This is a genomic window from Streptomyces sp. NPDC057654, from assembly GCF_042800135.1.
Classification (GTDB): Bacteria; Actinomycetota; Actinomycetes; order Streptomycetales; family Streptomycetaceae; genus Streptomyces.
In genome coordinates this window covers 1-11,521 of record NZ_JBHVHQ010000197.1, presented here as the reverse complement: position 1 = coordinate 11,521, position 11,521 = coordinate 1, and the positions used below count along the sequence as shown (strand labels likewise).

The following is an 11,521-nucleotide window of genomic DNA, read 5'->3' as shown; positions in this document are numbered from 1 at the left end:
GCGGAGGCGGGATCGGGCACGGGGATGGTGGCGGGGGCGGCCCGCGCGTCATGGCCGGACGCCAAGCCGATCGCGGTCAGCAGTCCCAAGGACATCAGCAGCCCCGAGGCCGCTCTTGCCGAGCGGGACCGTCCGCTCGCGCGCTGCTCGGTCATGGAATGCCTTTCGCTCGCGCCCCGGTGACACCTCGGCAACCGGCCGACCAGACAAGGTTTGCCGGTGACGGGTCGTCATGCCGCCTTTTGCTGGGCCGAACGAGGCGGCGGGCCGGTAAGCCGGCGACGAGCCGACGGGCCGTCATGCCAGGCGCGGGAGGTCCGCGGCGGTGACGCGGCCGAGGAGCGGTTCGCCGCGCAGATGGCGGGCGGCCTCCTCGACGGCGTACGCGCCGAGGCGGCGGGCCTCGCTGCCCTGGGCCCCGGCGATGTGCGGGGTGACCAGCACATGGGGGAGGGCGAGCAGCGGGTGGCCGGCGGGGAGCGGCTCGGGGTCGGTGACGTCGAGGAACGCGTCGAGGCGGCCGGCGACGCACTCGCGGGTGAGCGCGTCCGTGTCGACGAGGGCGCCGCGCGCGGTATTGACGACCGTACCGCCGTCGGGGATGAGGGCGAGCCGTCGAGCGTCCAGCATGCGCACGGTCTCCGGGAGTTCGGGGGCGTGGACGGTGACGATGGAGGAGGCGCGGCAGAGCTCGTCCAGGCCGACCGGTTCCGCGCCGAGCCGCGCGGCGTCGTCCTCGCGTACGTACGGGTCGTGCAGCAGGAGCCGGTGGCCGCGGCCGGAGTCGCGGAGCCGGGCGAGGACGAGGCGGCCGACGCGGGAGGCGCCGATGACGCCGATGGTGCGGGCGTCGGCGCCTTGGCGGTCGCGGAACGCGGGCCAGCCGGCGGGGTAGGCGGCGGCCGTCGGCAGGGCCTTCTTCGCGGCGAGGACGACGGCGGCGAGGGTGAAGTCGGCGACCGGCCCGGCGTTGGCGTCGGCCGCCGACGACACGACGATGCCGCGGTCCCAGAGCGCGTCGCCGACCAGGTCCTTGACCGAACCGGCGGCGTGCAGCACGGCCTGTAGCCGGGGCGCGTGCGCGAGGACGTCCGCGGTGAGGGCGGGGCAGCCCCAGCCGGTGACGAGGAGGTCGGTGCGGGCCAGGACCGTACGGGCGGCCGGGCCGTCCAGCGGTCCGGTGAGCGGTTCGGGGTGCAGTTCGGTGAGGCGGGCGAGGCGGGCGCGGAGCTCCGGGGGGAGTACGGCCTCGGCCTCGTCGGCGCCCATGGCCATGGCGGCGGTCGGTCGGTCCGGCACGCGCGTCCCTTCGGGTGACTGGTGGCGGCGGGGCGGCGGGGCGGTTCCCGCCGGGCGGCCGGAGGCTATGGGGGCGGCGGGGGAGCGGGCAAGGGGGCCTGGGCGCGTAAGAGGGGCGTGCGGGGGAGCGAGGGGCGGGCGGAACCGGCTTTACCGGGGAGGCGGGCCGGGCGATCATCTGTTGATGGAGTACACCATCAGACCCATACGCCCCGACGAGTGGGCCGAGAGCAAGGCCCTCCGGCTGGCCGCCCTCGCCGATCCCGCCGCTTCCGTCGCCTTCGTCACCACCCTCGCCGAGGCGCACGCCCGCCCCGACGGCTACTGGCAGGAGCGCACCCGCGAGACCGCCACGGGCGAAACGTCGCTCGCCTTCGTCGCCGAGAGCCCGGCCGGGGAGTGGGCGGGGACCGTGACCGCCCAGGTCGAGAGGCCGGACGGCCCGGACGCGGAGCACATCTTCGGCGGGGCCCCGACCGCCCCGCAGACGCAGCTCCTCGGCGTGTACGTACGCCCCGAGCACCGGGGAGGCGGTCTCGCGCAGGAACTGGTACGGGCGGGGGTCGAGTGGTCCTGGTCCCTCGCGGACCCGCGCGTGGAGCGCGTACGCCTCCACGTCCACCAGCAGAACCACCGGGCGCTGGCCTTCTACCGCAAGCTCGGCTTCGAGCCGACCGGGAACACCCCGGACATGCCGGGCCGTCCCGGTGAGCGGGAGTACGAGATGGCGCTGCCGCGGCCGGAGGCGTGAGCGGCGCGCCGCTGCCCCCAGCGCCGGGGCGGGCGCGGCGCTGGGCCGGATCGTGGGCCGTGGACGCCGTGATCACGGCGATCGTGCAGGCGGCGGTCACGATCCCGTTCGTGGTGCCCCGAGCCGCCGACGTCCCGCCGGCCACCTGGGCGGCGTACGGGATGACGACGCTCTCCGTGCTGCCGCTGCTGTGGCGCGGGCGCGCGCCCTTCACGGTGCTGGTGGCCATCGTGCTGGCCGAGTTCGCGTACGTACCGCTCGACGGGCCCGGCCAGCCGCTCCCGTACAGCCCTCTCGTCGCGATCTTCACCATTGCCGCCGAGGCGGGGCGGCGGCAGCGCGGGGCGACGCTGCTGCTGAGCCTGCCGCTGGTCACGGTCGGGACGGCGCTGCACACCAACACGGCCCGCGAGTACCTCTTCGCCTTCTTCGTGTTCGCGGCGGCGTACGCGCTGGGGGCGCTGACCCGGACCCGGCAGGCGTACACGGCTGCCGTGGAGCAGCGGGCCCGGGCGGCGGCCGAGCGGGCGGCGGAGCGGGAACGGGCCCGTATCGCGCGGGAGATGCACGACGTGCTGGCGCACGCCGTCAGCGTGATGGTGGTGCAGGCGGAGGCCGGGCCGCTGGCCGTACGGGCGGACCCGGACCGGGCGGAGGCGGCCTTCGACGCCATCGCGGACGCGGGACGGGACGCGATGACGCAGCTGCGCAGGATGCTCGGCGTCCTCAAGGACGAGGCGGCTCCTGAGGGGCGCGCCCCGCAGCCGTCCCTCGCCGACCTGCCGGGGCTGGTGGAGCAGGTGCGCCGCACGGGGCTGGAGGTGGCGCTGGAGACGGCCGGCGAGGCCGCGAGCCCGGCGGCCGATGTGCAGGTGACGGCGTACCGCGTGGTGCAGGAGGCGCTGACGAACGTGCTGAAGCACGCGGACGCCGCCGCCGCGACCGTACGGCTGGACTGGACGGCGGACCGGCTCACGATCACGGTGGCCGACGACGGGACGGGCGGCCCCCGGCCTCTCGGGGGTGCTTCCGAGCGTACGGGTCAGGGCCTGATCGGCATCCGCGAGCGGGCCGCGGCCCATGGCGGCGAGGCGAGCGCCGGACCCGCGCCGGACGGGCGCGGCTTCGTCGTTGCCGTCGGCATCCCCCTCGTGATCTCCTCCCCCATGGGGGTGGGGCGATGACGATCCGCGTGGTGGTGGCCGACGACCAGGAGCTGGTGCGCGGCGGCTTCGCCATGATCCTGGCCGCGCAGCCGGACATCGAGGTCGTCGCGGAGGCCGGGGACGGCGTCGAGGCGGTCGCGGCGGTGCGGCGGCACGATGCCGATGTGGTGCTGCTGGACGTCCGGATGCCGCGCATGGACGGCATCGAGGCGGCGCGCGCGGTGTGCGCCCGGACGCGGTGCAAGGCGGTCATGCTGACCACGTTCGACGAGGACGAGTACGTCTACGAGGGGCTGCGCGCGGGCGCGAGCGGCTTCCTGCTGAAAGATGTGCGCCGGGCCGATCTCGTGCACGCGGTCCGGGTCGCCGTCGCGGGCGACTCGCTGCTCGCGCCGTCGGTCGCCCGGCGGCTCGTCGCGGACTGCGCGGCCCGCGGCCCGCGCCCCGGCCCGGAGGCCGGCCGGCTGCTGGACGTGCTGACGTCCCGGGAGCGGGAGACGCTCGCGCTCCTCGGCCGGGGGCTGACCAATGCGGAGCTGGCGGCGGAGCTGGTGGTGAGCGGGCATACGGTGAAGACGCATGTGAGCAATGTGCTGACGAAGCTGGGGCTGCGGGACCGCGCGCAGGCCGTGATCTGTGCGTATGAGACGGGGTTGATCACTGTGGGGGAGGGCTACCGGGCGTAACTCCCTCCGGGGAGGGGCTCCGGCGGCCGGAGAGTTCCCTCGCTCCGGCGATCCGCCGGGAGGCCGCGGTGGACAGGATGGTTCCCGTCCGCAGGAGCCGTTCCGCATCGGGGAGCCGTCGTATGAGCCGCAGTCGTGTCCACCGCAGGAGAATCGTCGTCGCCATCGCCACGCTGGGGCTGGCCCTCACCACTCCGGCCGCCGCCTCCGCGCGGACCGTCGGCGCCTCCCCGGACGCCGCCGCGCTGCGCTCCGCGATCGCCGGGCTGCCGGACGCGGACTCCACGGCCGCGCTCGTACGCGTCGGCGGCACGGGCGGCAGCTGGCGCGGCGCGGCGGGCGAGACCGACCGGCGGACGCACGCCGCGCCCAAGGGGAACGAGCGGTTTCGCGTGGGCAGCGTCACCAAGACGTTCACGGCCGCCGTGGTCCTCCAACTGGTCCACGAGGGGAAGCTGGCGCTCGACGGCACCGTGCAGCGGTATCTGCCCGGTCTGCTGCCGGCGCGCTATCCGGACATCACGGTCGCCCAGCTCCTCGACTACACGAGCGGCCTGCCGAGCCCCGACCTGCCCTCCGACTTCCGGTGGCAGAAGGCGCACCGCTTCACGACCTGGGGGCACCGGCAGCTGGTCGAGCTGGCCGTCCGCCAGGACATGAGGTTCGCGCCGGGCACCGCGCAGGACTACTCCAACATCGATTACAACGTGCTGGGGCTGCTGATCGAGAAGGCGACGGGCAGTCCGTACGAGCGGCAGGTGCGGGAGCGGATCATCGAGCCGCTGGGGCTGCGCGGCACGTACAGCCCCGGCGACGATCCGGCGATCCGCGGGCGGCACACGCACGGCTATCAGGCGGTGCGCGGCAAGTCGGGCGATACGCGCCTGGTGGACGTGACCGCCTGGAACCAGTCCGTCACTTGGGCCTCCGGGGACCTCGTCTCGACCGCCGGCGACCTGGAGCGCTTCATGAAGGCACTGTTCGGCGGCGGGGTGGTGCCCCAGCGCGAGCTGAAGCTCATGTTCACCGTGCCGCAGGTGAAGGAGTACGGGAGCGGGGGCGAGGAGGCTGTCCACTCCAGCGGGCTGACCCTGGCGAAGCTGCCGGACGGCACGGAGGTGTGGGGGAAGTCCGGCGCGCGGTACGGGTACAACGCGGGCATCGCCGCCACCCGCGATCTGCGCCGCACCCTCGTGTACTCCGTCAACTCCACCGACGGGAAGGGCGAGAAGGCGAACCCGGCCGTCGGGAAGATCACGGCGGCCGCGCTCGCGGGGGTCAAGGACGAGTCCGGGGATGGAGCGAGCAGCCGCAACCGCCGCTGACCATGGTGCCGTCGGCGGGCGGCGCGGCGTCGGCGGCGGCCTTCTCCACGGCGGCCAGCAGGCGGCGGCGTTTCGCGGCGCCGATGAGCCGGCCGCGCAGGACCACGGAGTCGATCTTCCGGGTGTTGCGGATGTCGTGCAGCGGGTCGGCGTCGAGTACGAGGAGGTCGGCGGCCCGGCCCTGTTCGACGGTGCCGGTGCGGTCGCCGAGGCCCAGGAAGCGGGCCGGGGCGCTGGTCGCGGACTGGAGGGCCTGCATGGGGGTCAGTCCGGCCTCGACCAGGAAGTTCAGCTCGTCGTGGAGGGCGAATCCCGGCACCGCGTACCCCGTGCCGGTGTCCGTGCCCGCGAGGATCGGCACGCCGCAGCGGTGCAGTTCGCCGACGAGGCGCAGCCGGTGCGCGTAGGCCGCCCGGACCAGCTCGGCCTGGCGGGCCGTGCGGCCGCCGATCAGGGACTCCAGGATGTCGGGCCAGGACGCGGTCATCCAGCGCGGCAGGTACGTCCACTCGGGCGCGTGCGAGGGCAGTTCGCCCGGCCGCTCCAGCATGTGATGGACCGTCAGCGTCGGGGTGACGTGCGTGCCGTTGGCGGCCAGGCGGTGGAAGAGGGACCGTGCGCGCTCGCGGTCGTAGGACCGTACGGCCTGGCCTTCCAGCTCGTGGATCTGCTCGAACCAGCGGTGGTAGCGGTCCAGGCTGCTCGGCACCGGCTCCAGACGGACCTCGGCGAGGCCGCGGCGGATCTCCGTCTCCTGCTCCCGCGAGGCCGTCGACAGCAGGAGCGCGTGCAGGTGCTCGATGCTGCGCTGGCCCGCACTGCTCGCCTCGGCGACCGGCACGGCGTCGGGGCAGTGCCCGGTGAACGGGATGCCCAGGCGGCGCGCCTCGTCCGCGACCGCCAGATACGCCTCGCGCGAGAGCCGGGAGTAGACCTTCACGAAGTCCGCGCCGTCCGCCTTGACCTGGCGGACCGCCTGGCGGGCGGCGTGCTCGTCGCCGGCCAGGATGACGGAGCCCGCGTCGTCGGCCCACAGGGACGGCGTTCCGTCGACCATGGAGCTGCCGATGACCCAGCGGGGGCCGAGCAGCTCCCCGTCGTCGATCTTCCGCCGCCACGTGTGGTGCAGCGGCTCGCCCCACATCTCGCGGACGGTGGTGACGCCCGCGAGCGGGTAGAGCGGCGGGGTGATCTCCTCCAGGGCCGGGCTGTGGACGTGCGCGTCGACGAGGCCGGGGATCAGGTACTTGCCCGTGAGGTCCGCGGTCCGTACGCCCGCGTCCACCGGGACCTCGGCCGACCTGCCGATCGTCGTGATCCGGCCGTCCTCGACGAGCACCGTCATGTCGTGGGCGGGCCCGGCGCCGGTGCCGTCGATCACGGTGGCGTGCGTCAGCGCGAGACGCTCCGGTGCGCGGTCGCCGGACTGTTCTGAAACGTGGGGTATTTCGGTGGACATGGGCTCCGCTTTCGCCGATTGCCGGGTGATGCTCCGACTCTGGCGGACCGCGGCGCGCGAAGCAGTGGGGGCAGCAGGCGGATCAGGGGTGCTGTCAGTGCTACCGCGTGAGGGTGCGGTGGGGCCACCGGGCGCGGGCCTGCTCCTCGGAGCGCATCAGGGCGAGCGTCACCAGCCCCTTCGCCGCGCCGTCCGCGAGCAGCTCCGGCAGGGCGGGCAGCGGGGCGACGGCCGCGACGTCGTCCAGCACGCAGGTGAGTGGTGGGTCGAGCCGACCGGCGGGTGACCGTTCGGCCACGCTCCGGCCGTGCTCGACCACGCTCTCGGCGAGTGCGGTGAGCAGCGGCATCGCACCCGGGTGGGTGCGAGGGTCCTCAATCGCCTCACCCACAACGTACAGCGTGCCCGTTTCCGCGATGAATGACTCCAACGCGAGCGAATCCGCGCGATGTGCGGTGCACGCGTCGCGGATATGGATCGAGGAGAGCGCCGCCAGGGCGCGCACCACCAGCTCCTGCGCCCGGTCGCGGCGGTCCGGGTGCCCGGTGAGCGTGGCCTCCAGCTCGCCGGCCGCGCCGGTCGCCGCCTTGGCGTCGGTGCGCAGGATGCGTACGGGCTCGTGCGCGCCGTTCCCCTGCGCCCAGCGGTGGACGAGCCGGAAGGGCCGGCCGCCCACGGCGGCGGCGTGCAGCCAGCAGCGCAGCAGGGTCTCGGCGGCCTCGGCCGTCGCGGAGTCGAGCGAGCTCGCGGGGCGTACGGGCGCCAGGAGCGCGGCGGCGCGGGCGGCGGCCGTCGCGCGGGACTCGCAGCCCTCGGCGGGGTTCCAGCGCAGCCGGTCGGGGGTGTCGAGGAGGTGGCTCGGGTCGAAGGCGTGGGTCGGGCCGAGCTTGGCGCGCGAGTCCTTGGTGTCGGTCCACAGCGTCGGGTCGCTGGTGATGACGAGGACGGGGCCGGCGGCTTCGAGGACGGCGAGCAGGGCGGCGTCGCCGTGGGAGGTGCCGTAGCGGAGGTTGGGCGGTGGTGCTGTGCGTCGGGGCGGTGGGGCGGCGGCGCGGGGGGCGGGGACGGTCGCGGTGTGGAGGAGGACGCTGTCGGCGCTGTCTGCGGCGGGGGCTTGTGCGGGGGCTTGTGCGGGGAGTTCGACCGCGGGGGTGACTTGGGTGTGCTGCTGTGGAACGGGCGTGTCCGGGACGGCCGTTGACGTCTCGGGTACGGGGGCCCCGCCGGGCGCCGCAGCCGCCTCGTACGGAGTCGCCGTGCCCGTAGCGGCAGGAGTCGAGCCCGTGCCCGTAGCAGCCGGAGCCGCGCCCGTGCCCGTAGCGACGGCCTGCGCCCGGCGCTCCCTCCGTACCGCCTTCCAGCGCGCGTACGTCCCTATCACGAAGATCGTCAGCACGGTCAGCAGCATCAGCTCGCTGATGAGGACGCCCCAGAACAGCCCGTATCCGGAGAGGGCGTCGTGCGGGGCGTCCGGCCAGGCGGTGGCGAGGTCGTGCGGGGAGGTCAGGAGGCGGCGTATGGCCAGCGGGGTGCGGGTCAAGGTGATGCCGTCGGGCCAGGAGCCGTGGGCGAAGAGGGCCGCGAGCCCGGTGCTCGTCCAGACCAGCACCGTCAGCCCCAGCAGGAACGCCAGCGCGCCGACCAGCAGGCCGTCCGGGATGCCCCGCTGGCCGTCGCGTCTCTGTTTCGACACTGAGGGTCCCGAGGGGCCAGTGGGCCCCATGGGCCCTGTCGGGCTCATCTCACGCCACCGTCGGCTCGGACGAGCCGTACGCCTCGTCCGCCAGCCGCTCCTCTATCGCCGCGGCGGCCCGTTCCTCCGCCGCGAGTTCCAGCGCCAGGCCGTCCTCCGTCATGGCCCGGTCGGTGTAGACGAGCGGCCGTTCCGCCTCCGTGATCAGGTGTTTGACGACCTGTACGTTGCCGTTGACGTCCCAGACCGCGATGCCGGGGGTGAGCGTCGGGATGATCTCGACGGCCCACCGGGGCAGCCCCAGGACCAGCCCCGTGGCCCGCGCCTCGTCGGCCTTCTGGGCGTAGACGGTGCGGGTCGAGGCCATCTTGAGGATCGCGGCGGCCTCGCGCGCCGCCGAGCCGTCCACCACGTCGGAGAGGTGGTGCACGACGGCGACGAAGGACAGGCCGAGGCGGCGGCCGAACTTCAGCAGCCGCTGGAAGAGCTGGGCGACGAACGGCGAGTTGATGATGTGCCACGCCTCTTCGACCAGGAAGATCCGCTTCTTGCGGTCGGGGCGGATCCAGGTGTGCTCCAGCCAGACGCCCACGATGGCCATCAGGATCGGCATGGCGATGGAGTTGCGGTCGATGTGCGAGAGGTCGAAGACGATCAGCGGGGCGTCCAGGTCGATGCCGGCCGACGTCGGGCCGTCGAACATGCCGCGCAGGTCGCCGTCGACCAGCCGGTCCAGGACCAGCGCGACGTCCAGGCCCCACGCCCGTACGTCGTCTATGTCGACGTTCATCGCCTCCGCGGACTCCGCCTCGGGGTGGCGCAGCCGCTCGACGATGTCGGCCAGCACCGGCTGCCGGTCCGTGATCGTCTCGTTCACATGGGAGTGCGCGACCTTGAGCGCGAAGCCGGCGCGCTCGTCGAGCCCGTGGCCCATGGCGACCTCGATGATCGTACGGAGCAGCGCCAGCTGGCCCGTCGTGGTGATCGAGGGGTCGAGGGGGTTGAGGCGGATGCCGCCGCTGAGGGCGGCCATCGGGTCGAGCCGTACGGGGGTGATCCCCAGCTCCTCGGCGATGAGGTTCCACTCGCCCACGCCGTCCTCGCCCTGCGCGTCGAGCACGACCACCTGGCGGTCGCGGAACCGAAGCTGGCGCAGGACGTAGGTCTTCTCCAGCGCCGACTTGCCGTTGCCGGACTCGCCGAGCACCAGCCAGTGCGGGGCGGGGAGCTGTTGCCCGTACAGCTGGAAGGGGTCGTAGATGTACCCCTTGCCGCTGTACACCTCGCGCCCGATGATCACGCCCGAGTCGCCGAGGCCGGGCGCGGCGGTCGGCAGGTAGACGGCTTGTGCCTGGCCGGTGGAGGTCCGTACGGGCAGCCGGGTCGTCTCCACCTTTCCGAAGAGGAAGCTGGTGAACGCCTCGGACAGTCCGGCGAGCGGATCGAGCACGGCTTGCCCCTATCGTCGGATGCCGGTCGCGAACGGCAGCGTGTTGACGAAGGCCCGGTGGTGCTCGCGGTCGCACCACTCCAGCTTGAGATAGCTCTTGCCCGCCGACGCCCTGATCGTCCGCTTGTCGCGGGCGAGCGCCTCGGGTGACCGGGAGGAGACGGTGATATAGCCGACCAGGTTGACGCCGGCGGCGCCGCTGGCCAGGTCCTCGCCGCGCTGGTCGACGCGGACGTGGTGCGCGCTGTCGCGGGGGTCCACGACGCGGTTCATCTTGGCCTGCCGGGATGCCTCGGCGTCGTCGTTGGTCTTCTCCGTGAGCATCCGCTCGATGGCGACGTCGGTGGGCTCCAGATCCATGCAGACCGCGACGGTGCGGATCACGTCGGGGGTGTGCACCAGCAGCGGGGCGAGGAAGTTGACGCCCACGGGCGTCATCGGCCACTCCTTGACCCAGGCCGTGGAGTGGCACCAGGGCGCGCGGGTGGCGGACTCGCGGGTCTTCGCCTGGAGGTACGTCGCCTCCATGGCGTCGAGCTCGGCGGGCCAGGCGTTCCGCTTGGACATCGCCTGGATGTGGTCGATGGGGTGGTCCGGGTCGTACATGGAGTGCACGAGCGAGGCGAGCCGGCCCTGGCCGAGCGGCTGGCGGACCCGGATGTCGGCCTCGGCGAGGCGCGCGCAGATGTCGGTGAGCTCGCGCGCCATGACCACGGCCAGCCCGGCGTCCCGGTCGAGCCGCCGCTTCCCGGCCTCGTGCCGGGAGGCGCGCGCCATGGCGTTGGCCTCGGCGGCGAGTTCGCGGGTGAAGTGCATGCAGGCGACGAGGTACGCGCGGTGCTGCTCGGAGGAGGTGGACACCATGGACTGGAGCTGGTCGTAGGAGTCCTGGAGCCACTGCGGGGACTTGTCGGAGCCGCGCCGCTCGACGTCCTTGGCGTGCGCGTCGGGGTCGGCGGGGAGTGTACGGGCCAGCATCTGGATGCGGGTGACGAAGCCGTCCCCGTTGGCGACGTGCTTGAGCAGCGTCCCGAACCGGTCGACGAGCGCCTCCTGGTCCTCGCTGTCGCGCAGTCCGACGCCGGGGCCCTCGATCTCGATGGCGGCGGTGACGGTGCGCCGGTCGGCGTGGAGCAGGACGGCGATCTCGTCGGGGCCGAAGGGCGCGGACAGCCAGTTGATGCGGCCGACGCCGGGCGGCGGGCCGACCTCGACCTCCCGGCCGTCGAGGGAGGTGCCGGCCTCGGTGACGGCGGACCGGTAGGCGGAGCCGCGGCGCAGGGTGCGTTTGAACGAGCGGTTGATCTCGAACCACTTGTAGAAGGTGCGGTTCTTGTACGGGACGTAGACGGCGGCGAGCGCCAGTATCGGGAAGCCGGAGAGGGCCGCGATGCGCAGCGGCAGGATCTGGATCGCCAGGCCGCCCACCATGCCGAGGAAGGCGCCCGCGATGATCAGTGCGATCTCGCCGGTCTCGCGGTTCTTGCCGACGACGGCGTTGGGACGGGCGCGGCCGATCAGATAGGTACGGCGGGGTGCGATCGGCTGGGCCTGCGACTGAGTCGTCAATGCCCGTCACCTCCTGGGGTCTTGCCGGCGCTGCGGTCCTGCGTTCGAGGTGCGGGGGCGGCGGGTTTGTTCGCGTTGCCGCCGCTGCCGGAGCCGCGGCTGCTGTGGGCGGCGACGCCGCCC

General features: G+C 73.7%; 9 protein-coding genes. 4 read left to right on the top strand and 5 right to left on the bottom strand.

The window, feature by feature from the left end; all coding sequences use genetic code 11:
* Positions 1–297: 297 nt before the first annotated feature.
* Positions 298–1,299: a hydroxyacid dehydrogenase gene (locus ACFU99_RS17210; protein WP_384392265.1), complete on the bottom strand. Its 1,002-nt coding sequence runs from the start codon at positions 1,297–1,299 to the stop codon at positions 298–300.
* Between the two features lie 184 nt (positions 1,300–1,483).
* On the opposite strand from ACFU99_RS17210, the gene ACFU99_RS17205 reads away from it, so the two are divergent.
* The 4 genes from ACFU99_RS17205 (at position 1,484) to ACFU99_RS17190 (ending at position 5,227) form a co-directional block, all read left to right on the top strand.
* On the top strand, positions 1,484–2,050 hold the full coding sequence (locus ACFU99_RS17205) for a GNAT family N-acetyltransferase (RefSeq protein WP_384392262.1): 567 nt from the start codon (positions 1,484–1,486) through the stop codon (positions 2,048–2,050).
* Complete coding sequence (locus ACFU99_RS17200) at positions 2,047–3,234, top strand: sensor histidine kinase (protein WP_384392259.1); 1,188 nt, start codon at positions 2,047–2,049, stop codon at positions 3,232–3,234. Before ACFU99_RS17205 ends, ACFU99_RS17200 begins: the two co-directional genes overlap by 4 nt.
* The gene (locus ACFU99_RS17195) at positions 3,231–3,902 is read left to right on the top strand and encodes a response regulator (RefSeq protein ID WP_384392256.1); all 672 of its coding nucleotides are present in this window, start codon (positions 3,231–3,233) and stop codon (positions 3,900–3,902) included. Before ACFU99_RS17200 ends, ACFU99_RS17195 begins: the two co-directional genes overlap by 4 nt.
* 122 nt (positions 3,903–4,024) lie before the next feature.
* Positions 4,025–5,227 carry a serine hydrolase domain-containing protein gene (locus tag ACFU99_RS17190; protein ID WP_384392253.1) on the top strand — a complete coding sequence of 401 codons (1,203 nt, stop codon included), beginning with the start codon at positions 4,025–4,027 and terminating at the stop codon, positions 5,225–5,227.
* Here the strand turns inward: ACFU99_RS17190 and ACFU99_RS17185 are convergent.
* From ACFU99_RS17185 to ACFU99_RS17170, 4 genes are all read right to left on the bottom strand, one after another.
* Positions 5,181–6,686: an amidohydrolase family protein gene (locus ACFU99_RS17185; protein WP_384392250.1), complete on the bottom strand. Its 1,506-nt coding sequence runs from the start codon at positions 6,684–6,686 to the stop codon at positions 5,181–5,183. The genes ACFU99_RS17190 and ACFU99_RS17185 overlap by 47 nt on opposite strands.
* A 100-nt stretch (positions 6,687–6,786) precedes the next feature.
* Positions 6,787–8,409, bottom strand: a complete 1,623-nt coding sequence (locus ACFU99_RS17180) for a type VI secretion protein (protein ID WP_384392268.1) — start codon at positions 8,407–8,409, stop codon at positions 6,787–6,789.
* 19 nt (positions 8,410–8,428) lie between these two features.
* On the bottom strand, positions 8,429–9,829 hold the full coding sequence (locus tag ACFU99_RS17175) for an ATP-binding protein (RefSeq protein ID WP_384392247.1): 1,401 nt from the start codon (positions 9,827–9,829) through the stop codon (positions 8,429–8,431).
* Positions 9,830–9,838: 9 nt separating this feature from the next.
* Positions 9,839–11,398, bottom strand: coding sequence for an SCO6880 family protein (locus ACFU99_RS17170; protein ID WP_384392244.1), 1,560 nt, complete (start codon positions 11,396–11,398; stop codon positions 9,839–9,841).
* Between the last annotated feature and the right edge of the window lie 123 nt (positions 11,399–11,521).